Here is a 24,283-nt window from a genome sequence, read left to right on the forward strand (position 1 = left end):
AGTTGAATATGGTCTTTGTTTTATCTATTAACTATAGAGATTGATGGTCAAAGAGAAGAGAAGTAATACAATTTAAGATTAGCTTCGATGAACCGTTTCATAAGTAAGTGAAGTTTTTATTTTTCCATTGAGTGATAATCCCATGGAATAAGGGTGCCTCAGTTAAAGTTAATCGGTTGTGAATAACTAATTTGAAACTGAGGATGCCTTTAATTTTAATAGCTTTATAGAAAAAGTAATTTTGTTTGAAGATTATCTATTGCAAGTTCAATATCGTCTAAATCTTCTTTTGTAGCATTTTGGATCCGCTCTAAAAATATGATTCTTTAGCTTCGTTCATTAAAAATTCCCCATCTTGTGATAAACAAATATATTGTTTTCATTTATCTTTACTATCACTTATTTTTTTAATAATTTTCTAAGTTCACGACTTGTATTTGGCATAGACATTTGAATACAGTCATTAATTTCATTGGGTGTTACGGGTTGGCTAATTGCAATATTTTCTAGGATTTTATATTGAACTTGTGTAATTGAATCAGGAAAAACAGAATCGTCTGTTCGGCATAATTAATGTACATAGGAAAACACTAAGAAAATCTTAAGAATTGGTGTGTGGGTTTGTTAAGATTTAATTAGTATTATATCCTTATACGAATCCTATAGGGGTGATCACATGAGCCGAAAGAGATGGAGGAGTGAATGTAGTTGAACATTTTGATTTGTGATGATGATAAAGAAATTGTAAGGGCGATTAGCATTTATTTAGAAAATGAGGGATATCAAGTATTCAAAGCTTACAATGGTATGGAAGCAATCGATCTTATTCGAGATCACGTGATTCACCTCATTATTATGGATATTATGATGCCAAAAATGGATGGAATTACGGCGACGATGAAGATTCGGCAAGATCATATGATTCCGCTAATTATGCTTTCTGCTAAGTCGGAGGATTATGACAAAATACTCGGATTAAATATCGGCGCAGATGATTATATGGCCAAGCCGTTTAATCCATTAGAACTTGTGGCCCGAGTGAAATCGCAGCTAAGAAGGTATACGACATTTGGGAGTCTTGAGGTGAGTAACAATGTATTGCAAACGGGCGGGCTCATGATTGATGATGAAAAGAAAGTCATTACCATTGATAAACAAGAGGTTCATTTGACACCAGTGCAGTATAAAATTTTAAAGCTTCTCACAGCAAATGCTGGGAGAGTATTCACAATTGAAGAGATTTATGAAAAGGTCTGGAATGAAAAGGCCATTAATCCAGAAAATACGGTTTCGGTTCATGTTCGAAAGATTCGAGAAAAAATTGAAATTAATCCGAAAGAGCCGAAATATTTAAAAGTTGTATGGGGAGTTGGGTATAAAGTTGAGAAATATTAGTCATGCACTCATTACGAAAGTAGTTGTGTTTGTGATTGCCGTCGTTTGTTTAACAGGTACAGCGAAGGCAATTTTCAACATGGAATTGAATGAGGTTCATCTAAGTAGTATAAATCAAGATAATTATTTTGAAAGCCGCGCATTCGCTGATGAAAGTTACAGCCTTATTTCCTCCTTGGCGCAATTAATCGGCAATTACAAAAGTGAAGAACATATTTTAAGCGGCAAGACATTAACAGAAGACGATATTTTCAGTTATTCATACAATTATAATCCGAATTTGAGTAGAGAGGAAAATAAGCGCATCTATCAAGAACAATATGCAGATGAAATAAATAGTGAAAAAGACGAAATCATGAGAGAACAAGTAAGAGAATTTCATCGGTTACGCAGCACACTAGAAGCATATGAAGGCATCGTGTTTTATGCGAGTGACGGTGAACATGTATTCTCCAATAGTGAACTAAATACGAAAGAGCAATTTGAATCATTTGGTGCATATATGCTATTTGAGGATTTTCAACAAACGCTTTATCCAAATGAAGTGAAAGAAAGCAGATACTTGGATTACTTTACACACCATGTTGAAGAGTTGAATCCACAAACAGACGTCTTTTATGTAGCGTTTAAAAAACCTTACTTAGAACAAAAAATGAAGGAATGGGAAAATAACAAAGCGATTGCCAAAAATTTTCTTAATGAATTCATTGTATTTCTAGCAGGGTTTATTGTATCTTTTGTTTATTTAATCATTGTTATTGGAAGAACGTCATTTAAAGATAAAGAAGTTCATTTCCATGCCATTGACAAACTATATAATGATCTCAATATTGTGATAGTCGTTAGTTTAACAGCGATGTGGATAGCAATGATTGTTGAAGTGTTGCAAGAAATGTACATGCTTCTCACAGTACCTATTATTATCATTGTCTTATTGATGATTTTATCGCTCGTAAAGCATATCAAAAATAGATCATTGCTTCAGCATACACTCATCTATCAAATTCTCAAGAAGGTTTGTCTTGCGGTGAAAAATGTATTTGATAATGGCAGTGTAGGTGTGAAAACCGTACTGCTTGTCATTGGCTATCCAATCGTAGTTGCGGCAACGTTTTTCGTGTTCCCGATTACCATAGGTCTAGCTGCCTGGTTTGCGATGAAAAAGGTGAAGTCGTTTAACCGCATTAAAGAGGGCGTAGAGCAAATTAAGAATGGCGATCTTCATCATCGAATTGAAGTAGACGGAAAAGGCGAGTTTAGCCAACTTGCAGCGAACATTAACAGTATTACTGATGGGTTAAAAGAGTCGGTGGATAGTGAGATCAAGAGCGAGCGTTTAAAAACAGAGCTCATTACGAATGTTTCGCATGATATCAGAACGCCTTTAACGTCAATCATTACGTATGTCGATTTATTAAAAATAGAAAACGACCCTGAACTAATTGCTGAATATATAGACGTGTTAGATCAAAAATCGAAAAGACTCAAGTTTTTAACGGATGATTTATTTGAAGCAGCGAAAGCGTCAAGTGGCAGTATGCCTGTTCAGTTAGAACGGATTGACATCGTATCATTACTAACGCAAGGGATAGGAGAAATGGGTGAAAAAATTGAAGCGTCAGCATTAGATTTTAAGTTAGCCTACCCAACAGAAAAGGTGTATGTGCAGGCTGATGGTAAACTACTATGGCGCTCCGTCGAAAACCTATTCTCGAATATTTTTAAATACGCACAGCCTGCATCAAGGGTATATATTAATGTTGAAGATTTAGGCAATGAAATACTCGTGACATTTAAAAACATTTCAGCCTATGAATTAAATATTTCAGTCGATGAGCTAATGGAACGCTTTAAACGCGGAGATGAATCTCGAACAAGTCAAGGTAGTGGATTAGGGTTGTCGATTGCTGAAAGCCTTATACACCTCCAGCATGGAAAGTTCTTAGTGCAAGTAGATGGCGATTTATTTAAGGCGATGATTTATCTACCGAAATTTCCAAATGAATAATATAGCAAAGGAATAGGATATATGAGTGTCCTATTCTTTTTCTGTGTATAGGTGTAGCTAATAAAAGTGATAGATGTAATTTCAACGTTCTTCAGGTTTAGAAAAACATGCTTATGCTAGAAAATTAAAAATACTGAAGGTAAGTATCGACGTACAGATAGAAAATTATAATCAAATTTTAAAGGTACCTTATTCATGTGAAATGGACAGGGTGCTATTTGTTTTTATAAAAAATCTCACTTAATGTTCCATTATAAATTGAATTACTTAATTAAATTAACGGGGGCGATTGTTCAATTAGAGCAATCGCTTCTTGGGCTAACGGAGCAGCTTAGTAGAAGAGTGTTATTTAACTTGTGATCAACAATGGGCCAGATTGTTGAGAATTCCTCTCATAGAGAGTTAGTTATTTATGTTAAAATATTGCGAGTGAAATCAGGTTTTTAACGATTTTATCAAATATCAAGCAAAATAATTCAGAAACGAAGAAAGGACAGGACTATTATGGAAAACGTATCAAATGTAGATAAATTGGAATCAATAAAATCTTTACAATCGACAATCAATAAACTTGAAAATGCCTTGTCCCAGATGACTCAGAAAGGCGTAAATACTACTTTAGTAAAGAAACGACTCAAAGCTGTTTGCATCGGCTTAGCAATGCTAGAAAACGTTTGGAATCAAAGACCCCATTATTACACCCAGGAAGATTTAGCAGAAGCACGTAATGTCCTTACTGGATTATTTCCATCAATTGAGAATATTTATGCTAAGTCAAAGGCTGGTAGTCCCCAAAGAACGCTTTTAGAAAGAAGAATTAAAGCGTTGGAACTAGCTATTCAAGCGGTTGACGACCTTTCCAATAAATAACTTCTAACTAAATAGAGTAACGGTTGCAATAGCAGAAGATTAGCTGCCATTTAGAAAGCTTATTTTGCTATGGAATAAATGGAGCAGCATTCTTGTAATGAATGAACGGAATTATGTATGCAAAATCGACTGAGTTTGTGAAGTATTGCACTTAAACTCCCATGAAAGAACGTAAAAATCTTTTATTTTCTGTGGTGTCGCGTTGATTTTACGCGATATGAATGGCTAACGGGGGCGCTTGTTCAACTAGAGCAATCGCTTATTGAGCTAATGGAGTAGTTTTGTTAAGAAGATATATACTGAAAAAAAGTCCCTTCAGATAGTTTGAGGGGACTTTCCTATATAATAAGTGTATAAATCTAAATCCAAAATGATTATTTGTATTTTTTGGCTAGAGATTCGCTGCCAATCGCTCCAATGATAGACATAAAAAACGGTCCAATTTGAAATAGCAGAGAATCTTGTAAGAACACAATATTTAAATCAAATAACTTATTGCCTATTACAATGAATATCTTAGCAAGTATGATAAAAAATCCAATTATTAGAAGAATATCAAAAAACAATTTCCACCTTGGATAGGCTAATTTTTGGCTATCTTTTATGATTTGCTCTTTCAAAGAATTATCCTCCTTTACTAATTCGTCAAGAGTAATATCAAAAATGTCACTTATCTTAATTAGCAATTCAATACTAGGGTAACTTTCTCCACGTTCCCATTTGGAAATAGATTGTCTACTAATATTAAGTTTTTCTCCAAGCTGTTGTTGTGACATATTATGCTTTTGGCGTTCTTCTTTTATTTTGGTAGAAAAATACATATGATCAACTCCTATTCTTAGTATATTTATTTGCACTAAAAAACTAAAGAACCACATAGTTGCAAGGGTGTAAACTGTTAGTTGCCCTTTGAATACGATAGATTAAACGATAAAGTAAATGAAAAAAGTATTAAAAAACAATAGCTATAAAAATACTCTTATCAGTGTCTTATATGGGGTTTTCTTAATTATGAGTCCTTTTTATTATTTCATGGCATGTTAGAATTGACAAAATCCATCTATGCTTATTGTAGAAACCTGCTCCGTTCTAAGAAGAAAAAAGGCTCTACTCCTTATTGAAGTAAAGCCTCCGTTAGCTTAAGTACATTATTCACAAACTCTAGATTTCCTTTCAGTTATTACAGAAATACTGCTCTTAGTTTTCTTTAAATATGGAATAACTTTCATTCTTATTCGCTTTTTTTCATATTATATTTTGAGGTGAAAAAATGCCAAGAGTAAAATACCGAGAAGCAGATATTGACTTAATGGCAAGGATGATGAGAGCAGAAGCTGAAGGTGAAGGAAAACAAGGAATGTTATATGTTGGAAATGTAATTGTTAATCGTGTTGTAGCAGATTGTTTAGACTTTCAAGATGTAAGAACCGTTGAACAAGTCATTTTTCAGGTACAAGGAGGAAATTACTCTTTTGAAGCTGTTCAAAAGGGTAATTTATTTTATCAAAGAGCGAGATCTACTGAAAAAAGATTAGCAAAACAGAATTTGGATTATTGGAGAGAACACCCAGGGAAATATGCTCTGTGGTATTTTAATCCATATGCTCCATGCCCTCCAACGTGGTACGATCAACCTTTTGCTGGTCAATTTAGAAATCATTGTTATTATGAACCAGCAGCGGGAACATGTGAAAGTGTTTATTACGGTTAGGTTGTCCAAGGGCTGTTATTAATTTGGCGTTTTATATAACTTTTTTAATGATACAAATAGAACATTTTCAGTTGTAGGTACTGTTTGGACGACTACGTATTCATTCGAGTCAACTCTTGTAGGTAATGTAACAGTTATCGTTTGAAAAAGCTTCAAACCTATACCTAAAGATCTTTAAAAAGAACTATGCAGCCATCTGGTGTCGATATTCAATCGGAGCCAGGTGGCTGAGTTATGTTTGAAAACGTGGATAGCTGTAAAAATAAATGTATTCTTCGACAGCTTGTATCATTTCCTCAGCTGATTCTAAATGAGAGAGATAGAAATAGTCAGTATCAGTAGCCTCAGAATTTTTAGAAGTTTATCATTTACTTGATAGTTCATAGATTGTTTCCTCCACGATTCTTTCATAAATTATTCTCTAAAAGTGTGAAAGTCGCCGCTAGGCCAGTGAAAATCGCTGGTAAAACAGAGAAAACCGCTGATAAAACCATGAAAACCGCCGCTCGCTATAAATATAGTCGAATAGGGTTGTACTGACGCTTGTAAAATCACCGTGAAGCTCCATTTTTGCATATGTACTATGTGACACCCGGCATATACTGTGGTGAGGGAGGGGGGAGGTGAGCATTTATGAGAATTAACTGGAAAATAAGGTTAATGCATAAACCATTTTTATTGGCGTTGTTGTCCTTACTGCTATTACTTGCACAGCAAGTGGCAGCTCTTTTTGGCTATGAATTAACAGGTGTGATGAGCGAACAGTTAACATCCATCATTAATACAGGGTTATCGATTTTCGTTTTAATGGGTGTTATTGTTGATCCTACTACACAAGGTACCCGGGATAGTGAACGTGCACTCATGTATCGAAAACCGAGGTAGTGACTAAAGAGTATGAAAATAATTAAATGGAACCAAAAGTGTAATTTTACAATAAAGGTGTATGTGTTATAATGTAAGAAAATTGAAACAGCAGGGAGGATGATTGAATGTCGCTAGAATTGGAGCAGCGAATCGCCAAACTAGAAAAAGAGGTTGTGGATTTGCGGCAAGAGATGGATACATTGAAGCGGTTACAGTCCCTTGAAAAGACAAGTACGCTAAGTGCTGAAAAATCCATTGTAAAGCAAACTGCATCAACACTAACAACTGCACCAACACAAAAAGCTAAACCAATGCCAGTTCAAGAAAAAAATGCGCAACCCCAGCGTTCTTTAGAGGAACGTATTGTGTGGGCGCTCCCGAAAGTATTCATGGTTATTTTAGTGTTGGGCGTACTGTGGGGGCTAAAACTCGTGAGTGATTACGGCTACTTGTCGAACGAGGTAAAAATCATCCTCGCCTATATGTTATCCATTTGCTTAGTGGTTATCGCTTATGTAATGGAGAATAAAAAACTCGGATCATCAGCAATCATGATTTCCTTATACGGTGGAGCATTTATTATTGGAATTTTAACTACAGCGGCTGGTGCTATTTTATACGAAGTACTGGGTTTAACATTAGCACTTATCATTGCCTTTGTATTCATCGGCTACGGTATAACCATCAGTTATTTAAAGAAAAATGAGGTACTGACATCATTTGTTGCCTTTACGTCACTATTACTGCCTTATTTGTTAGAATATATGGATTTTAGCCCGATCATTATCTTTATCTTTGTTATCGTTCTATTTACAGTGTTGCAAGTCGTCATTTTACAGCATAAACAGAAAGTTGCTTTGTATGTAGCGACCTTTTTCTCTGTGCTAGCTGTTAGCATTGTAGCGTTTATGAACAGTGACAATCAAGTTGTTTTTGCGCTAGGTATGCTCATTATACTCGCAATCTATTTCATGAGTTGGTGCAAGTTATACAATCCTGAATCTACATGGAAACATATCCATGTTGGATTACAATTTAGCCTCGGGACATTTAGTTTATTACTCATGAATTTAATTGTTAGTTCAGTTGTTTATAATGAGGTACTATTTCTTGTATTATTCAGCTTGTTTGTAACTGTAGCGAGTTATGGCTATAAGCAAAAATGGCAGGAGGCATTTGATAGTGCCATAACGCTCGCGTTTATCACTTTATGTAATGCGCTACTTGTTATGAATATGCCAGAGAAAGTGGATGAGTTGCTTCTTCCGTTCATGGCCTTTGCAGGTGTCATGGTCAGCTTACGACTCCGTGCCAGTATGATGAAGGTCGTCAGTTCGCTATTATTTACTATTGTGCTATTGCTAAGCTATACCGTTCATGAACCGACGCCATTTTTTAGCATGGCGCATATAAGCTTGTTGATGCCGGGGATCTATCTGCTAATCATTTATCTGTATGGGCTGCGTCCAAAGAAGAAACTGACTGCATTTGAAAAACTTATGAAGGATATGTATGCACTCGACTTTCTAGCTGTTATCACGACAGGCTACTTCCTTGCATATATCAGCAAGCTTGATACAGCCTATTTTGCAGGTGTTAACAATATTCCACATCTAACATGTTTACTCCTTGCCATAGTATTTACCGTATTACTTTTAGTGCCAGTAAAATACAAGGGACGCGCATTAACACCCGTACTTGGGGCATTTTTCCTTTTCTTTACACTAATGCTTACAATCGTTCCATACAATATGCAAGGTGTTGAATGGCTAAATATAGCGACAAGGCTCATTTATATTGCCGTCATTGTGGCAATGGTTGTTGATTTGCTGATGAAGGGCCGTATCTATCAAATATATCAAGAGCACATGGAGAAATTTTTAGATGTAATTGTGAGTACTGGCGTTGTGCTCATCATGCTAGGGGCTTGGGGCTTTGTTTATCAGCTAAGTTACAACAATCTGCTCGATTGGAAGCTGGGTATTGCGTTATCGACAATTACACTATTCCTCACAGCCAGCACGTCACTTTGGCTCAGCACTGTACATCATTTACGAATACTGCGACTTACTGGTTTTACAGTATTAGCAATTGCTTTTGTCAAACTCATATTCTTTGATTTGTCCGCACTAGATTTACTGATAAGAGCCGTATTGTTTATAGCGATTGGTGGCATAGGGATGCTGTTGTCGGGGCGACTGTTACGGAAATAGCAGAAAAGAGATTCCGCTAGTAGATGGGAATCTCTTTTCGATTAAATTGTGTTACCATTATTTTTCTAACAATTCATTTTCTTTAATTAATGATATTGGGTCTCCAAACTCTGGATAACCTGATGAAGGAGGCGTAACAGTACTTTCGGTAAATGTTACAGATGTACCACCATTAGCTATTAAATTATCTGCAAGAATAGCTCCCTTGATGTGTGCCCCACCTTCTAATGTCACAGTTGCATTGGGTGCAATAATATATTGACCATTGGCATTCGTACCACCGTTAAATGTCACATTATCTGAACCAGTATAAATATTGCCGGTTATACCTATACCACCTGTGAACGTAAGGTCTGCTTGTTTAGAGTAAAGGGAAGCTGCCGTTTGAGTTTCGCCTCCAATTGTAATGGCAGAAGAACCATTGTAAAAGAGGTTAACTTGATTGGCGTTTCCATTCTTATTTAAGGAGCCCTTTAAATTAAATTTATTATTTACAAAGATGTTTAGTCTTCCTGAGCCAATAATATTCACATGACCTTGTAAAATACTTAAATCTTCAATATAGAGATTTTTATCTGTATTGCCCACGTTGATGGTCAAAGTATTGTTTTGATCGACTTTAAATTGTTTAAAATGTGTATCATCAGTTAAATGTAATATAAAGTTATTGGTCATCCAGTTATCTGCTAAAAAATCCCCATTATTTATGATTTGAATTTTATTGTAGGGATCTTTGACAACCTCTTGATTGGCAGGTACAGGTAACGTTGATAATTGTTGCATCTTCTCGTCAGGAAACGGGGGAAGGATACTTGCCCCTGGATAGTTACTGCTTTGTGTCAGCTTATCTTTTAGATTTCCCATCCAACTAGGATATATAAAGTTATCGCTAGATGCGCCAACAGTACCTGTAATTGAAGAACCTCCATCTATTGAAATGATGCCAGTATCTGTCGCAACATTCCCCTTAATCGTCGCACTTCCAGTTAAAGTTATGTTTCCTTGTGTTTGTACTGTGAATTCAGGCGTAATTGTGTTGATATTCCCGTTCCCATCGCCTGTATTATTGTTAGTAGTTTCAGCCTTTAATACAAAATCAATTGTTTGAATAACTTCTCTATTTTGAGAGGGGGTATCAGAAAAATAACCAGTTGATGTAATGGAAAAACGCAAATGGTTATCGGGATCTTGATCTATAGTAATTTCAGCGATTGGTTGTTTGCCTAATTGTGTTTCAAAAGTATCAATTATCGTAGGTTCAGCTTGTATAAGCGGTTCCATAAGCGCTAGGATGTGCGATTCATATAATGCCGTAAATTTGCTTGTTGTTTTTTGATTGACAGGTAAGCTATTGTAATCTTTTTTAGCTAATTGATAGGCATCATTTGCCTTTTCGTATAATTTTGCTTTTTCGTAATTAATACCTGCTTCTGCGATATAAAAGATTGATTGATTTTCTCGTTCGTGTGTAGAGGTTTTTAATGAATTTGAAGATATTACAAGAAGTCCTAAACCTAATATGGTAACTAATATAATCGCTAAAAAAACTAATAAGAAGGAAAAACCATCTTCATTTAAGCGGAATTTTTGCCATTTGTTCATCAATCACCACTCCTAAATGATAGTTGTGTCGTAATTTTGTGTCCATTAGTACTTTCAATATTAAATTTAATAGATTTTGAATTCGTAACAGGAATTATTGAAAATGTATCAATGTTTATAGCGATAATTTCTCCATTACGGGTAACTGTGTTTGCTTCCATATCAAATAAATAAGTGTACTGTGTTGTATTGTCATTATTTTTAAAGGTTGAATCTGTCGTATCAAAAGTTGTTGTTCTCCTCATATCCTTCGTAATTATTTTTAAAACGTAGGACAATTCCGTGAGTTGTTGATTATTGGCAAGCTGTTTTTTATTGGTTTCGGAACTAGAAACAAGGATGTTCATCAGTAAAGTAGACACGATGCCTAAAATCACAATAACAGCAAGTAATTCAACAAGTGTTAAGCCACGATTATTCTTCAGTATCTTCATTGTTCTAAACTCACTTCCGACTATAAATATTTTCCATCTTACTTTTTAGCACTTCATCTTCGTATACTTCGATAATAATGTTATCTAATAATTCAAATTGACAACGACGTTTTATAGTTAGTTTGTAGAGCACATTGTTTTGCTGTTTTTCAAAAAACCACACAGTAGAATAGTCATTTTCAGATGGGTTATAGCAAAGAGAGGTTTGCTGTGAGCCTGTACTTATGTAATTTAATTTTGTAGCTAGCTGTTCTTCTGTGCTTCCTTTTATTTCTCTGTAAACGTTCTCCATTTCATTTTGTGCTAAATAAGTGGAATCGACAATCGTACTAGAGGTTTTAGAAGTTTTATTTGACTGAACAAAAAGTCCGAAAAATGAAAGCAAGATAATTGTGATTAATATAAGTGAAGCGACCACTTCAAGTAGAGAAAAGCCATTTTCATTTTTTAATATATTTTTCAAATACATCAGCCTTTCCATATGTATTGAGTTGATATAAATTCTCCCGATTAACTGATTGCGTTAGTAATGGTTTTTCAATATCGATTGATTTTTAATATATTGATAGTGAAAAAGTGTAATTCTTATAGACTAGTAAAAAAGGAGTGTATATCGATAATATATCATTTATTCAGTTGTAAAGTAGTCTATTTTTCGAATTTTTTCGGTTAATTTTAAAAATAATATTAATAAATAGGTTTATAGTAGTGTCATAACCATTATTTTGTAGTATCCTTTAAAAAAGATGAGTATTTAGTATTAATTAAATGCAATGCAGTAAATTTGATAAAAAACTAGATTGGAGGCAGGCTATGAAACGATACATACAAATAGCATGCTTGTTGATAGGTGCAATGTTAATAGTAGCAGTTTGTCTGCCAAATTTTGTGTTAAATGGCACGGTTTTCGCCAAGGAAGATAGCAAGGGATCCTCGATTGGTGGTATTGAAATCGAGGGCTTAAAAGCTTCTACGTTAGAATCGACCTTACAGACAGCAATTACACAATGGCAATCGACAGCTGTCGTAGTAAGTGGCGGAAATACTTCTACAATGATAGACACCAATCAACTTTCTTTTGATATTTCAGCAGCAATCTCACAATATGAGTTACTGACAAAAAAACCATGGTATGCGTTTTGGCAGAAAGATAAAGTAGTGCATGTCCCAATTCCCGTCACAATAAATGAGACAATTATTCATCAAATTGAGTCAGTAGACATTTGGGAATCAGAAAAAACACTTCAGACGATTACGTCGCAGGCAAGTTATTTGCGCAATCATGAGATCGAAGCGGTCGTCAACGATACATTGATGCAAGCAGAGGAAAGACTTGGCTTTCAAGTAGCTGAAATACCTACGGATGTGCGTGGGATACGTGAAATTATTGCCTCTATCGAAGAAGTGGTTTTAGTACCAGATAAACCAGTGTCTTTTCTGTCTTTGTTAGGGGAACAAACAGGTGCAGTAAATGGAGCTGCTCTAAACTTCCTAGCGTCAACGCTTTATAGTGTTGTGCTTCAAACGGACTATGAAATAATTGAACGTCATTCACAACAGGTATTGCCTAGTTATTTGCAAGAGGGTATTGAGGCCGATGTCAATGTTGCGTTAAACAAGGATTTGCAATTTATAAACCGTTCTAAACATACTAGTAAATTGAAAACAACACTTGAAGGCAATCAACTAAAAATAGAAATGTTTGCTCAGACAAAGGACAAAGAAATTACCGTACGTGTTAGCAAAGATAAAATTGTTAAACCTCGTATTGTTTATCGTTATTCGGATGACTTAAAAGTAGGCCAAGAGCGGGTGGAGCAAGAAGGTCAAGAGGGATTTCGAATTGAGGTTTACCGTTCCGTTGTAGAGAATGGTACAACGGATGAACAGCTTGTAAGTAAAGATTATTATGCGCCTGAAAATCGGATTGTTACACGATCGACCAAGGAACCAGTTCCAGTGACTACACCGACACAAAATATCGCTGCAGATCCAGATTTACAAATCGATTTAGACGGTAATGGTTTGTCCGATACAGAAAGCTCGGCAAAGACAAATCATGATACGCAAGTAGACGGTCCAGAAATTGTTAATGGTTATTACGATAAGGGTGGCAATTTTGTGCAAACGAGTCCGTGATAAAAGGGAGGTAAGTAAATGGCTGTAAAGGCGGGACGTAAACGTTTAGGGGATTTACTTGTAGAATCGGGTGTCATTACAGCAGAGCAGCTGAACTATGCGTTAACGACGAAAACGAAAGAGGAAAAACTCGGTGATTTTCTTATTAAAGAAAATTTCTTAACGGAACAGCAGCTCATTGAAGTACTAGAATTTCAGCTGGGCATTCCGCATATTAGCTTAAACCAATTTTCGATTAGCCCAGAGTTGCTACAGTTAATTCCTGTTGAGCTAGCGAAGCGAACGAATATTATGCCTATTCGTAAGGAAAAAAATAAACTATTTATTGCTATGGCAGACCCGATGGATTATTTTGCGATTGAAGAAGTGCGCATGACCACTGGCTGTCAAATAGAGACGAGTATTGCGGCCAAGGACGATTTGTATCGTACGATTACGAAATACTATGATTTGCAGGAATCAATGGAAGCGGCGCTACAGGACTTAGGCGCTTCAGGAACAGAAACGCAGGAAGAAATTGAGAACGAAGATTCGCCGATTGTCCGTTTAGTGAACCAAATTATTGCGAATGGTGTGGCGCAGCGTGCAAGTGATATCCATTTTGACCCACAGGAAACTGAACTGCGTGTCCGCTATCGGGTGGATGGGGTGCTACGTACTGAGCGTTCATTGCCAAAGCACATGCAAAATGTTGTACTAGCACGTATTAAGATTATGGGCAATTTAAATATTACTGAAAATCGTATTCCACAGGATGGTCGTATTAAAACCAATGTGAATTTCAGACCAGTCGATATACGACTATCTACGCTACCCACTGTTTACGGTGAAAAAGTCGTCATGCGTATTTTAGATTTAACGAATGCGGCAAATGACATTGACAAATTAGGTTTTAGTAAAAGTAATGAAGCACTTTTCCGAAAAATGATTGCTCATCCAAACGGCATTATGCTGATTACAGGTCCGACTGGGTCGGGGAAATCCTCCACTTTATACGCTGCACTGAGTTATTTAAATCAAGAGGGCGTCAATATTATTACGGTAGAGGACCCAGTTGAGTATCAGTTAGATGGCATTAATCAGATACAGGTTAAAGAAGAGGTAGGTTTAACATTTGCGGCTGGTTTACGATCCATTTTACGTCAGGATCCAGATATCGTCATGGTCGGTGAAATACGTGATCTTGAAACAGCACAAATCTCCATCCGTGCTTCACTAACAGGCCATTTAGTGTTAAGCACTTTGCATACAAATAGCGCAGTGGAATCCATTTCACGATTACATGATATGGGGATTGAACCATTTCTTCTGTCCTCTTCGCTTGTAGGAATTATGGCGCAACGGTTAGTACGAAAGGTATGTCGAGATTGTGTGGAAACGTATGCATTTACTTCACGTGAACTCGAAATACTTGAGGAAAATGGAATCGAAGGGGTAACACATGGCAAGAAAGGCCGTGGCTGTCCAGCTTGCAATCAGACAGGTTTCCGAGGACGTATGGCAATTCATGAAATTTTACCTGTTGATCGGACATTAAAAGACATGATTTTAAGTCGTATGGGAGATAGTGTTTTACGGGACTACATGAAGCAAAAAGGTTATCATACGCTTTTAGTGGATGGGCTATTAAAGGTCGTAGCTGGCCAAACGACCACATCAGAAATATTACGCGTAGCAAGCGCAGACTAGGATGTGACATGAATGACAGCATATTCAATTGTAGAGCTATTAACCCGCTCATTTGAGGAAAAGGCATCTGACTTACATTTAACAAAAGGCATTCCCCCTGTTTATCGTATCCATGGCAAGCTGGCGCAATATGGAGAAACGCCACTAGAAACCGAAGATTTACAGGAAATGGTGAAGGTTATTTTACCAAAACATAAATTACAGGAATTTGAGGATAAAGGCGAGACGGACTTTAACTTTTCCTTGCCTGGAAAATGCCGATTCCGTGTCAATGCCTACCATCAACGCAATGAAGTAACGATTGCGGCACGTTTAATCGAGGCGAAAATCCCGTCCATTGAATCACTCAATATGCCTGAAGTACTGTATCGTCTAGCAGAAAAACCGCAAGGACTTATTCTAGTGACAGGGCCAACGGGTTCAGGAAAATCCACGACGTTAGCAGCGATGATTGATTACATAAATGAAACGCGTGCCAAGCACATTATCACGTTAGAGGACCCGATTGAGTATTTACATGCGCATAAAAAATCAGTCATTAACCAACGGGAAGTTGGTGTAGATACAATGAGCTTTGCCAATGGTTTACGAGCTTCTTTACGGCAGGACCCCGATATTATTTTAGTCGGCGAGATGCGTGACTATGAAACAATTTCAACTGCAATTACTGCTGCTGAAACAGGTCACTTAGTCATGGCGACGCTGCATACTAGCAGTGCACCCACAACCATCGACCGCATTATTGATGTGTTTCCACCACATCAACAAAGTCAAATCCGTGTGCAACTGGCTAATGTACTGCAAGGTATCATTTCACAGCGGCTATTTGTACGCAAAGATGTAAAGGGACGTATAGCGGCAACTGAAATTTTAGTACAAGCACCTTCGATTGCAAACTTGATTCGCAATGAGAAAATTCACCAAATTCCAAGTGTAATGCAAACAAGTAAGGCATTGGGCATGCACACATTGGAATCATCAATGCAACATTTAATCGCTACTGGGAAAATTTCATTAGAGGATGCAAGACCATTTATGAACGCTGGTGATTATAGTTGACGGTATTTCGCTATAGTGGCCGCACGAAAACGGGCGCACAAAAAAAGGGCATCATTGATGCACCCAACAAAAAAGTAGCGATTGAAAAACTACGTGCACAGGGCATCAATGCACGTGATTTACAAGAATCCAATAGTATTTTGCACAAGGATATCGCCTTTGGTACAAAGGTCAAACATCAGGATTTTGTGATTTACTGCCGGCAATACGCCACGTTAATTCGTGCAGGCGTATCGGTAGTTGAAGCCACTCATATTTTAGGTGAACAAACAAGGAGTAAACCGTTAAAGCGAGCATTGATGCAAGTAGAGGAAGATATTCGAAGTGGTACGTCGTTTTCAGATGCTTCTGCCAAGCATCCAAAAGTGTTTCCTGTGTTATTCATCAATATGATGCGAGCAGGTGAGGCGACCGGCAACATCGATGACACGCTAGAGCGTTTAGCAGGCACACTTGAAAAGCAGTATAACATTAAGAAGAAAATCCAGTCTGCCATGACTTATCCAGCGGTATTATCAGTCCTGACGTTAGTCGTGGGTATGTTTTTAATGGTCTTTATTGTGCCAACCTTTATGGATGCCTTTAAAGATATGGATTTAGAGATGCCCCTGATTACGGTTATTGTCGTGGGCATCAGTGACTGGCTCATTAAATTTTGGTATATCGTTATTTTGGCATTACTTATTGTAGTCGTCGGTTTTAACTTTTTCTATAAAAATAACAAAAATTTTCATTATACAGTCAATGTCATGCTTTTGCGTATGCCTATCTTCGGTCAGCTCTTGCAAAAAGATGTGATTGCACGTATGACGAGAACACTAGCAACACTATTTAGTAACTCTGTCCCCATTTTACAGGCACTGACGATTGTCGAAAAAGTGGCGGGGAACCCCGTTATCGGCAAGGTGGTGCTAGAGGCACGCGATAATTTAGAAAAGGGTGGCAATTTATCGGAACCATTAGAGAAAAGTTGGCTATTTCCACCGCTCGTCACACAAATGACGTCAATCGGCGAACGAACAGGCTCGCTGGACTACATGCTTGAAAAAGTGGCAGATTTTTACGAGGACGAGGTTGATCGTGCTGTTGATACACTGAAGTCTTTGATTGAACCGCTGATGATTGTTGTGCTCGCCTTAGTAGTTGGTGTGATAGTTGCAGCGATATTCTTACCGATGTTCCAGCTTTATGAGAATATGTAGGGTTCGATTGTCCATTAGTTGTGTTTCGTTTGGCGTTATCAGAGTCCCTTAACTAGCTATTAATATAAAAGCTATTCACATATAAAAATTAAAGGAAGTTTGTGTAAATACACTTCATATAACAAAATTTCAAGGAGGAACCTAACATGTTCAAAAAATTAATAAACAAGAAACACGTGAAAAATGAAAAAGGTTTAACACTTATTGAGCTTCTAGCAGTTATTGTCATTCTAGCGATTATCTCTGCAATTGCAATTCCAGCTATTGGTAACATTATTGATAGTAGCCGAGTAAAAGCTGCTAAAGCAGATGCTGCCAATATCCTTAATTCAGCAAATATTTATTTTACTGAGAATCCAAGTGCTACTACATTTGATAATTTAACTAAAGATGGTAGTGGATCAGACGAAATTTACAAATCTTATATTGCAGATTTAGGAACAATTAAGACATTTACAGTTGAAAAGAGTAACGGTGTAATTACTATTGCGGCAACAGGGGAATCAAATAACAAAGGATATACTATTACTAAAACCACATTGAAAGAATTGAAGATTGAAGATGGTAAACCTGGTGGGAAATTTACTTGGTCAACTGGATCTTAATCAGTCCTCCCAACCCATTCAGAAATGCGATGTTTTGGCGTTTCTGGCTGGGAAATGGATGACTAATTGATGAAGTCATATAGCTGGATAGAAAAAGGAGGTCTTTTCACATGTTTAAGAGAAAGCGAAAATCGCATGTTTCGATAGAGTTGAAGGATTATGTGCTGCGTGCGATAGTGGCGAAAGGACCGGAGCCTAGTCAGTGGCAGGGCTATGAGTATCCTTTAGCTCCTGGCATTGTTGAAAATGCGACCATTGTAGAAGAGCTAGAATTATTTGAAATTATTAAAGAGCAGGTTGTGAAGTGGACCGGAAAAAAACAAGCAGTGCGTATGTTTGTGCCTGACACTACGGTACTTTTAAAGAGCTTTGATCATGCGAAGGATGTTAAGCTTCATGAGCTGAGGGGCTATGCAGAAATGGAGCTTGGGCATTCCATTCATTTACCATTCCAAGCCCCGTTAATTGATGTGTATGATCCTGAGCCAGACGATGGAAAGGCCATGTTATTTGCGGCTCCATCAGAGGAAATAAATAAAATGGTCGGAATGTTCCTTGATGTTTCATTGGAGCCTGAAGCTGCTGATATTCGTGCGTTGTGCAATATTCGATTACTAGAGCACTTGTCACTTTTATCGATTGATAAAACATATTTAATTGCGGATTGGTCTATCAATGAATTGTCCATTAGTATTTTCTCTCAAGGGCAAGTCGAGTTTTTGCGTTATCAATCGATTGAGACTGATTTAACACAATGGCAAGGGAAAAAAGAGGATGATTTTAGCTATCAATTTATTTATAGCGGAGAAATCGATGATTACCGAATGGTCGTGATGGATCAGGTGCTAGAAATCGACCGTATGATGAATTTCTTTAAATTTTCTTTACATAAAGGTGAAAAATCAGTGGATGAAATGATCGTCCTCGGCGATAATCCACTACTAAAAACAATTGGTCATTTATTGGAGTCTAATTTAGGGATACCGTTAACGGTAGTAAATGAAGCAATGGTGGCACAGCTTTTCCCGGATTTTAAGAGGGAATTCGCAACATTGCTGGGCTTGGCCTTAAAGGAGGTAAATTAATGGTTCCAGACATTAACCTCTTACCACAACTAGAAAAAAAGACGTCATCCCCAAAGCTTTTGTATAGCATAGTGATTGTAGCTGTGGGTATTATACTCACCTATTTCCTATTTATATTTTTTACTGCTAAAAGTGATTTAAAGGCTTTAACAACTGAAGAACAAGTGTTAACTACACAAAACAATCAATTACAGCAAGAGCTAGATATGCGACAAAGTGGCAGTCAGGGTTCGTTGGAGCAGTCAGTACAATATGTGCAAAGTGTTTCTTATCCTGTGACACCACTGATAGATGAAACGCGCAAATTATTGCCGGCTCATTCCTATTTACGTAGTTATGCTTTTGGTGCGGATACAATCAATATCATAGTAGATTTTGAATCAATGACGGATATTTCTACATATGTCGAACGACTGCTAGCTAGTAATTATTTCAAAGATACGCAAATACGTTCGATTTCAAACTTTAACATTCAACTTGGTGAGCAAAAAGAGCTAACACCCGAGCAAAAGTTTAAAGAAGTTCCTCGTTACGCGGTGACAATTACAGCGGCAATTGATTTTATGTACTTAGCTGGAGGTCGACGCTCATGAATAAGCTAACAAGTAGCAAAAATTCATCCATCCTGTTACTCGTGGCTTTAACGGTAGCACTATTATTTGCACTTTATTACTATTTGCTGTTGCCGAAACTAGATGAGGTAGAGTCAAAAAGAAGCAGTGTGGAGCAACTTCAACAGCAAATTGCTGGTATAGAAGGGCAACTTACGAAGCTAGATGAAGCGCAAGGAGAACTTGCTACAAATATTTTAACGATGCGTCGAAAAGTGCCTGAAACAAGGGCCATTGAAAAAATTATTTTAGATATGGCTGAAGTGGAAGAAGTGACAGGCACACGAGTAGAATCATTGAACTTTAATAATTATGATACGGCCGTGGCACAGTCTGAGGTCACAGAGCCCAATATGCTTGAAAAAGCGGAAGCAGAGGTAGACGGAGAGCAGACTGAAACGAATGAAAATTTACCAGTGTCATCCATAGTAAAGGAAACCTTGCCTAATGAGCTAAAGCTAGTTACATTTAGTTTAGAGGTTACTGCTTTGGATTTTCATGCACTTGAAAGCTTTTTAAAGGAAATTGAAAAGCTGGAACGTGTTATGAAAATAGATACAATGAGCTTTACCTTACCAGGGGAACAGGATCAGCTAGAGAAGGATGCAGATTTAACCCTCCAGGCAACCGTACAAGTGACGACGTTCTATTATGATGGACAACAATAAAACATAGGCGCACATACTTCAAATGTATGAGCGCCTATTGGTTTAGGAGGCAATAAAAATGGAAATGGCTTATACAGTGACAGTTTTTATCTTTGGGCTCGTTCTTGGTTCGTTTTTTAATGTTGTGGGTCTACGTGTTCCTGTGAAAGAGTCGATTGTAAGTCCACCCTCGCACTGTACGAACTGCAAGAGACAACTAAAAGCACTGGATTTAGTGCCGGTGCTGTCATATGTATGTCTAGGTGGCAAATGTCGGAGTTGCGGGCAAAAAATCTCGTGGATGTATCCGTTAATGGAGCTTATAACGGGACTTTTATTTGCCTTTGCGTATTGGCGACTAGGTTTTAGCGTAGAATTTGTTGTAGCCATTTTATTTATGGCATTATTAGTGATACTGGTAGTTTCTGATATTACGTATATGCTTATACCTAACAAAGTGCTGGTATTCTTTCTGCCGTTGCTGATTATTGGGCGTGTAGTGTCACCATTGACACCGTGGTGGGATAGTATTGTAGGTGCGGTAGTTGGTTTTGGCATACTATATCTGATTGCGGTGCTATCACGTGGTGGCATGGGTGGAGGCGATATTAAATTATTTTTTTTAATTGGTCTTGTACTTGGTACGTTGGAGACACTGCTGACATTATTTTTAGCTGCGACTATTGGAATGATAGTTGGCATCGTGGTGCTCCGACTGCGTCAACAGGGCAGAAAAACACCTATACCGTTTGGCCCGTCGATAGCACTTGCAGCGGTACTTGTATATTTCTTTGGAGACGTCATGATCGATTGGTATGTCGGATTATGGTAGACGATAAACCTTTTAGATAGGGAGGCGATTGTGTGAAACCTATTATTGGTATAACGGCATTTGCGGAGAATGATTTATCGTCAAGGTTAAATGTAGCGTATGGTAAAAGTATTATCGAAGCGGGTGGCATTCCACTTATTATCCCACTTGGGGTGGAGGCGGATGTGGCGCAGGTTTTATCGTTGACAGATGGATTATTATTATCGGGTGGATATGACGTGCATCCATTTCACTTTGGCCAAGAGCCGTCACTAGGGCTAGGACAAATTCAACCAGAAAGAGATTCGCTAGAACTCGCTTTGATTCATGCAGCTTTAATTAGACAAATGCCGATATTTGGGATTTGTCGTGGTATTCAAATGCTCAATATTGCTCTTGGTGGCACGCTTTATCAGGATATTGATAGTGAATATCACAGTAGTAAGCTGTTAAAGCATTCGCAGCAAGCAGCTCGAGGTGTTGCCACACACTATGTCAATGTCGTTCCAGAGAGTTTATTAAAAACCATTGTTGAAGAAGACAGGATTGCAGTGAATTCAATGCATCACCAGGCGATTAATGTGTTAGCGGAAAAATTAACTGTAGTAGCAAAATCAAGTGACGGTATCGTCGAAGCCGTTGTACATGAAGCATCACCATTTTGTCTCGCGGTGCAATGGCATCCGGAAGAACAGGCAGTCGTAGGAGATGAAACGGCGAAGAAGCTGTTTACAGCTTTCACCAAAGCGAGTTTGAAATACAAAAGAGAAGCATAGTAGCATGCTTCTCTTTTTTGCTGGAGCAATATTGTGAGCGCATTAATGTACTCGGCGGTATAAGCCAACAACTTGTCCTAAAATCGTCACTTGGTCAACAATAATTGGCTCCATTGTTGCATTTTCTGGTTGTAGTCGGAAATGTGTTTTTTCCTTGAAGAAACGTTTAACAGTAGCTTCGTCCTCTTCGGTCATGGCCACAACAATGTCACCATTATCGGCTGTAGCCTTTTGTTTGACGATCACTAAATCTCCGTCAAAAATACCTGCTTCTATCATCGATTCACCCATGATTTCTAACATGAATAGCTGATCTTCGCTTGTGCCATAAGTATCTGGTAACGGGAAATATTCATCGATATTTTCGATTGCTGTAATGGGTGATCCAGCTGTTACTTTCCCTACAAGTGGAACATGAATAACGCTTTGCTTTTGAATGGAATCCTCGGGCTCTAAAATTTCAATAGCACGTGGTTTTGTTGGATCTCGACGGATGAAGCCTTTTTGCTCTAAACGAGCTAAATGTCCATGAACTGTTGAGCTAGAAGCAAGTCCAACTGCTTCACCAATTTCTCGTACAGATGGTGGATAACCTTTTGCGCGCACTTCTTCTTTGATAAATGCTAATATGTCTTCTTGTCTTTTAGAAACTTTTTTCATGATTGCTCACCTCTTTTTATCTTTTGTTCTTCTTACTAGACAGTATAGCAGAATGCGAACACTTATGCAAACATAGGTTCGAAAAGTGTTTGACAAAAACGTTTGTTCGTTTTAAAATCAGAACATACATTCCGAACAAACATTCTAAAAAGGGGTTATGATGATGAATTGGATGAAGAAAAATACACATATTTCAATACTAATCGGCGCTTGTTTACTATTTGCAGGATACCTTTTTATAACCGATCCTGGGGATATTACATACACAGAAATTCATATAGAGCATGGCGATAGCTTATGGTCGTTAGCAGAACAATACCGTGGTAAAATGGGAACAGATGACTGGATAAAGATTGTGAAAGTAGAAAATGAATTAAAAAACGTCAATATCGTAGCAGGAAAATCATTAGTCATACCGGTAACAGGGGAGAACACCAGGCACACAAATTCAATTGAAATTGCGAGAAATGAAAAATGATGAATAAAAACCAATCGGCTGTCGTCTATTGCCGAGTGAGTACAGAAAAAGAGACGCAAAGCTCCTCTCTTGAGCGACAAGCGGAAGAATTAGTACACTATGCTCATCAACAAGGCTATGAAGTAAAAGATGTTTTTATAGATAAACATAGCGGTTACGATGTCGAGCGAGAGGGACTGCTTGAAATGCTAGATTTCATAAAAGAACAAGAGATACAAGCATTATTTGTACAAGACGAAACACGCTTAGGACGTGGCAATGCTCGAATGGCGGTGCTGCATTTATTGCAAAAAACAGAAACAGACGTTTATTCCATGCGTGATGCGGGGCCCGTTCAGCTGAATGAAATGGACACAATGCTCCTCGAAATTTTAGCGATTGTAGAGGAGTACCAGCGTAAAGTTCATAATGCGAAGATTCGCCGAGGCATGCGTCGTGCAGTAGAAAATGGCTATCGTCCAGAAAAAAATCTATCCTCTCGCGGCAATCCAAATGGTCAGGAACGCAAAGAATTGCCTGTAGAAGAAATTGTGCTTCTTCGTAATCGAGGCTTCACCTTTGAGGAGATTGCCACATCACTGAGAGGGCTCGGTTTCGATGTTAGCAAAGCAACTGTGCATCGACGATATCAAGAACATCAAGAAAGATTAGCGGGCAAATAATTTGCACCACTAATCTTTTTTTTCGGTTTCATTTCCACTCTTCCGCTAAAACTGCATAATAATATTCATCCCACCAGTCATCTCCGTGTGGTATGCACTGTTTGAAATAACCTTCCTTGCGCATACCGATTTTCTCCATCACTTTGTATGATGGAATATTCTGAGGCTGGCAGGTAGCTATAATTCTATGTAGTTGCATGTCCTTAAACCCATAGTTCAATAGCGCATGTGCTGCTTCAGAGGCATAGCCTTTATTGTAATATTTGGGGTTAAACACCCAACCAATTTCATAAGTATGTTTACCGAAATATGGATGAAAAACCATATGACCTATCAGGATGTTTTCATCTATCAAAACTACTGGAAAATTTTTCGCATCATCCATGTTCTTACTGACAAAGTTTTTTGCATCTTCCTCACTGAAAACACCTTCGGGAATATATTTCATAACATTCATATCTGAAGTGTACGCATAGACAGCTTGCCAATCATGAGGTTCAAATTCCCGTATTAGTATTCTTTGTGATTTAATAAACATTTACCATACCTCCCAAATTAATTTCAAAATGAGCATGCTTGTTATACTCATAATTAAAACATCCCATTATTTACATTTTATTGGTAAGCGTTGTGAAAGTACAGAATTTTCTTGTATTATTACTTGTAAATTCCAAAGTGTGTAGTTAGAATTGGAACGAATGTTCTTTTTAGCATTATTGAAATCTACAAGCAATGATAAGTAGAAATGCTACTATTCAC

Annotated in this window: 24 protein-coding genes; 18 read left to right on the forward strand and 6 right to left on the reverse strand. The window is 37.5% G+C overall.

Going from position 1 to position 24,283, the window contains the following annotated elements; all coding sequences use genetic code 11:
• Nucleotides 1–708: 708 nt before the first annotated feature.
• From ACOMCU_RS02305 to ACOMCU_RS02315, 3 genes are all read left to right on the forward strand, one after another.
• A complete protein-coding gene (locus ACOMCU_RS02305) occupies nt 709–1,395 on the forward strand; it encodes a response regulator transcription factor (RefSeq protein ID WP_010858590.1) in 687 nt (228 codons plus the stop codon).
• On the forward strand, nt 1,382–3,403 hold the full coding sequence (locus ACOMCU_RS02310; RefSeq protein WP_421049363.1) for a histidine kinase dimerization/phospho-acceptor domain-containing protein: 2,022 nt from the start codon (nt 1,382–1,384) through the stop codon (nt 3,401–3,403). Before ACOMCU_RS02305 ends, ACOMCU_RS02310 begins: the two co-directional genes overlap by 14 nt.
• Before the next feature lie 504 nt (nt 3,404–3,907).
• Entirely contained in the window at nt 3,908–4,273 is a 366-nt protein-coding gene (locus ACOMCU_RS02315) for a hypothetical protein (protein WP_010858592.1), read from the forward strand.
• Between the two features lie 374 nt (nt 4,274–4,647).
• On the opposite strand, the gene ACOMCU_RS02320 is transcribed toward ACOMCU_RS02315, so the two are convergent.
• On the reverse strand, nt 4,648–5,094 hold the full coding sequence (locus ACOMCU_RS02320; RefSeq protein ID WP_010858593.1) for a helix-turn-helix domain-containing protein: 447 nt from the start codon (nt 5,092–5,094) through the stop codon (nt 4,648–4,650).
• A gap of 449 nt (nt 5,095–5,543) precedes the next feature.
• Here ACOMCU_RS02320 and ACOMCU_RS02325 point away from each other — a divergent pair, with 449 nt between their 5' ends.
• The 3 genes from ACOMCU_RS02325 to ACOMCU_RS02335 all read left to right on the forward strand — a co-directional run bounded on the left by ACOMCU_RS02325 (nt 5,544) and on the right by ACOMCU_RS02335 (nt 9,064).
• Complete coding sequence (locus ACOMCU_RS02325; protein WP_219361112.1) at nt 5,544–5,984, forward strand: cell wall hydrolase; 441 nt, start codon at nt 5,544–5,546, stop codon at nt 5,982–5,984.
• 633 nt (nt 5,985–6,617) lie between these two features.
• The gene (locus ACOMCU_RS02330) at nt 6,618–6,869 is read left to right on the forward strand and encodes a phage holin (RefSeq protein ID WP_010858595.1); all 252 of its coding nucleotides are present in this window, start codon (nt 6,618–6,620) and stop codon (nt 6,867–6,869) included.
• Nucleotides 6,870–6,976: 107 nt separating this feature from the next.
• The gene (locus ACOMCU_RS02335; protein WP_421049364.1) at nt 6,977–9,064 is read left to right on the forward strand and encodes a DUF2339 domain-containing protein; all 2,088 of its coding nucleotides are present in this window, start codon (nt 6,977–6,979) and stop codon (nt 9,062–9,064) included.
• Between the two features lie 57 nt (nt 9,065–9,121).
• Here ACOMCU_RS02335 and ACOMCU_RS02340 read toward each other — a convergent pair whose 3' ends face one another.
• The 3 genes from ACOMCU_RS02340 to ACOMCU_RS02350 are packed head-to-tail and all read right to left on the reverse strand — an operon-like array spanning nt 9,122 to nt 11,563.
• On the reverse strand, nt 9,122–10,666 hold the full coding sequence (locus ACOMCU_RS02340) for a DUF7305 domain-containing protein (RefSeq protein WP_421049365.1): 1,545 nt from the start codon (nt 10,664–10,666) through the stop codon (nt 9,122–9,124).
• Nucleotides 10,666–11,100 (reverse strand): PilW family protein, encoded by a 435-nt coding sequence (locus ACOMCU_RS02345; RefSeq protein ID WP_010858598.1) that lies wholly within the window; start codon nt 11,098–11,100, stop codon nt 10,666–10,668. Before ACOMCU_RS02345 ends, ACOMCU_RS02340 begins: the two co-directional genes overlap by 1 nt.
• Before the next feature lie 10 nt (nt 11,101–11,110).
• The gene (locus tag ACOMCU_RS02350) at nt 11,111–11,563 is read right to left on the reverse strand and encodes a prepilin-type N-terminal cleavage/methylation domain-containing protein (RefSeq protein WP_155242380.1); all 453 of its coding nucleotides are present in this window, start codon (nt 11,561–11,563) and stop codon (nt 11,111–11,113) included.
• Nucleotides 11,564–11,913: 350 nt separating this feature from the next.
• On the opposite strand from ACOMCU_RS02350, the gene ACOMCU_RS02355 reads away from it, so the two are divergent.
• From ACOMCU_RS02355 to ACOMCU_RS02400, 10 genes are all read left to right on the forward strand, one after another.
• A complete protein-coding gene (locus ACOMCU_RS02355) occupies nt 11,914–13,239 on the forward strand; it encodes a VanW family protein (protein WP_421049366.1) in 1,326 nt (441 codons plus the stop codon).
• Between the two features lie 18 nt (nt 13,240–13,257).
• Nucleotides 13,258–14,928 carry a GspE/PulE family protein gene (locus ACOMCU_RS02360; protein WP_421049367.1) on the forward strand — a complete coding sequence of 557 codons (1,671 nt, stop codon included), beginning with the start codon at nt 13,258–13,260 and terminating at the stop codon, nt 14,926–14,928.
• A 12-nt stretch (nt 14,929–14,940) separates the two neighbouring features.
• Nucleotides 14,941–15,987 (forward strand): type IV pilus twitching motility protein PilT, encoded by a 1,047-nt coding sequence (locus ACOMCU_RS02365; protein ID WP_010858602.1) that lies wholly within the window; start codon nt 14,941–14,943, stop codon nt 15,985–15,987.
• Complete coding sequence (locus ACOMCU_RS02370; protein ID WP_421049368.1) at nt 15,984–17,189, forward strand: type II secretion system F family protein; 1,206 nt, start codon at nt 15,984–15,986, stop codon at nt 17,187–17,189. Before ACOMCU_RS02365 ends, ACOMCU_RS02370 begins: the two co-directional genes overlap by 4 nt.
• A 146-nt stretch (nt 17,190–17,335) precedes the next feature.
• Entirely contained in the window at nt 17,336–17,794 is a 459-nt protein-coding gene (locus ACOMCU_RS02375) for a prepilin-type N-terminal cleavage/methylation domain-containing protein (RefSeq protein ID WP_010858604.1), read from the forward strand.
• Nucleotides 17,795–17,904: 110 nt separating this feature from the next.
• Nucleotides 17,905–18,879: a type IV pilus biogenesis protein PilM gene (gene pilM, locus ACOMCU_RS02380; protein ID WP_421049369.1), complete on the forward strand. Its 975-nt coding sequence runs from the start codon at nt 17,905–17,907 to the stop codon at nt 18,877–18,879.
• The gene (locus ACOMCU_RS02385) at nt 18,879–19,472 is read left to right on the forward strand and encodes a PilN domain-containing protein (protein WP_421049370.1); all 594 of its coding nucleotides are present in this window, start codon (nt 18,879–18,881) and stop codon (nt 19,470–19,472) included. Before pilM ends, ACOMCU_RS02385 begins: the two co-directional genes overlap by 1 nt.
• Complete coding sequence (locus ACOMCU_RS02390) at nt 19,469–20,158, forward strand: hypothetical protein (RefSeq protein ID WP_421049371.1); 690 nt, start codon at nt 19,469–19,471, stop codon at nt 20,156–20,158. The genes ACOMCU_RS02385 and ACOMCU_RS02390 overlap by 4 nt, the downstream gene beginning before the upstream one ends.
• Nucleotides 20,159–20,216: 58 nt before the next feature.
• A complete protein-coding gene (locus ACOMCU_RS02395) occupies nt 20,217–20,969 on the forward strand; it encodes a prepilin peptidase (RefSeq protein WP_421049372.1) in 753 nt (250 codons plus the stop codon).
• A gap of 32 nt (nt 20,970–21,001) precedes the next feature.
• Nucleotides 21,002–21,724 carry a gamma-glutamyl-gamma-aminobutyrate hydrolase family protein gene (locus ACOMCU_RS02400; RefSeq protein ID WP_421049373.1) on the forward strand — a complete coding sequence of 241 codons (723 nt, stop codon included), beginning with the start codon at nt 21,002–21,004 and terminating at the stop codon, nt 21,722–21,724.
• Nucleotides 21,725–21,766: 42 nt separating this feature from the next.
• On the opposite strand, the gene lexA is transcribed toward ACOMCU_RS02400, so the two are convergent.
• Nucleotides 21,767–22,384: a transcriptional repressor LexA gene (lexA, locus tag ACOMCU_RS02405; RefSeq protein ID WP_010858610.1), complete on the reverse strand. Its 618-nt coding sequence runs from the start codon at nt 22,382–22,384 to the stop codon at nt 21,767–21,769.
• Between the two features lie 163 nt (nt 22,385–22,547).
• Between lexA and yneA the strand changes: the two genes are divergently transcribed.
• Nucleotides 22,548–22,862 (forward strand): cell division suppressor protein YneA, encoded by a 315-nt coding sequence (yneA, locus tag ACOMCU_RS02410; RefSeq protein ID WP_010858611.1) that lies wholly within the window; start codon nt 22,548–22,550, stop codon nt 22,860–22,862.
• The gene (locus ACOMCU_RS02415) at nt 22,859–23,524 is read left to right on the forward strand and encodes a YneB family resolvase-like protein (protein ID WP_421049374.1); all 666 of its coding nucleotides are present in this window, start codon (nt 22,859–22,861) and stop codon (nt 23,522–23,524) included. The genes yneA and ACOMCU_RS02415 overlap by 4 nt, the downstream gene beginning before the upstream one ends.
• Nucleotides 23,525–23,552: 28 nt before the next feature.
• On the opposite strand, the gene ACOMCU_RS02420 is transcribed toward ACOMCU_RS02415, so the two are convergent.
• Complete coding sequence (locus tag ACOMCU_RS02420; protein ID WP_421049375.1) at nt 23,553–24,062, reverse strand: GNAT family N-acetyltransferase; 510 nt, start codon at nt 24,060–24,062, stop codon at nt 23,553–23,555.
• Between the last annotated feature and the right edge of the window lie 221 nt (nt 24,063–24,283).

The sequence above is a fragment of the Lysinibacillus sp. UGB7 genome (assembly GCF_049058285.1).
GTDB lineage: Bacteria > Bacillota > Bacilli > Bacillales_A > Planococcaceae > Lysinibacillus > Lysinibacillus sphaericus_B.

Excerpts from the sequence above, each read along its gene's own strand:
- ACOMCU_RS02340 (WP_421049365.1), bottom strand. The coding sequence starts at position 10,666 with ATGAACAAATGGCAAAAATTCCGCTTAAATGAAGATGGTTTTTCCTTC.
- ACOMCU_RS02345 (WP_010858598.1), bottom strand. The coding sequence starts at position 11,100 with ATGAAGATACTGAAGAATAATCGTGGCTTAACACTTGTTGAATTACTT.
- ACOMCU_RS02420 (WP_421049375.1), bottom strand. The coding sequence starts at position 24,062 with ATGTTTATTAAATCACAAAGAATACTAATACGGGAATTTGAACCTCAT.
- ACOMCU_RS02335 (WP_421049364.1), top strand. The coding sequence starts at position 6,977 with ATGTCGCTAGAATTGGAGCAGCGAATCGCCAAACTAGAAAAAGAGGTT.
- ACOMCU_RS02415 (WP_421049374.1), top strand. The coding sequence starts at position 22,859 with ATGATGAATAAAAACCAATCGGCTGTCGTCTATTGCCGAGTGAGTACA.
- ACOMCU_RS02355 (WP_421049366.1), top strand. The coding sequence starts at position 11,914 with ATGAAACGATACATACAAATAGCATGCTTGTTGATAGGTGCAATGTTA.
- ACOMCU_RS02315 (WP_010858592.1), top strand. The coding sequence starts at position 3,908 with ATGGAAAACGTATCAAATGTAGATAAATTGGAATCAATAAAATCTTTA.
- ACOMCU_RS02390 (WP_421049371.1), top strand. The coding sequence starts at position 19,469 with ATGAATAAGCTAACAAGTAGCAAAAATTCATCCATCCTGTTACTCGTG.
- pilM (WP_421049369.1), top strand. The coding sequence starts at position 17,905 with ATGTTTAAGAGAAAGCGAAAATCGCATGTTTCGATAGAGTTGAAGGAT.
- ACOMCU_RS02325 (WP_219361112.1), top strand. The coding sequence starts at position 5,544 with ATGCCAAGAGTAAAATACCGAGAAGCAGATATTGACTTAATGGCAAGG.
- lexA (WP_010858610.1), bottom strand. The coding sequence starts at position 22,384 with ATGAAAAAAGTTTCTAAAAGACAAGAAGACATATTAGCATTTATCAAA.
- ACOMCU_RS02375 (WP_010858604.1), top strand. The coding sequence starts at position 17,336 with ATGTTCAAAAAATTAATAAACAAGAAACACGTGAAAAATGAAAAAGGT.
- ACOMCU_RS02360 (WP_421049367.1), top strand. The coding sequence starts at position 13,258 with ATGGCTGTAAAGGCGGGACGTAAACGTTTAGGGGATTTACTTGTAGAA.
- ACOMCU_RS02365 (WP_010858602.1), top strand. The coding sequence starts at position 14,941 with ATGACAGCATATTCAATTGTAGAGCTATTAACCCGCTCATTTGAGGAA.
- ACOMCU_RS02320 (WP_010858593.1), bottom strand. The coding sequence starts at position 5,094 with ATGTATTTTTCTACCAAAATAAAAGAAGAACGCCAAAAGCATAATATG.
- ACOMCU_RS02385 (WP_421049370.1), top strand. The coding sequence starts at position 18,879 with ATGGTTCCAGACATTAACCTCTTACCACAACTAGAAAAAAAGACGTCA.
- ACOMCU_RS02395 (WP_421049372.1), top strand. The coding sequence starts at position 20,217 with ATGGAAATGGCTTATACAGTGACAGTTTTTATCTTTGGGCTCGTTCTT.
- yneA (WP_010858611.1), top strand. The coding sequence starts at position 22,548 with ATGAATTGGATGAAGAAAAATACACATATTTCAATACTAATCGGCGCT.
- ACOMCU_RS02330 (WP_010858595.1), top strand. The coding sequence starts at position 6,618 with ATGAGAATTAACTGGAAAATAAGGTTAATGCATAAACCATTTTTATTG.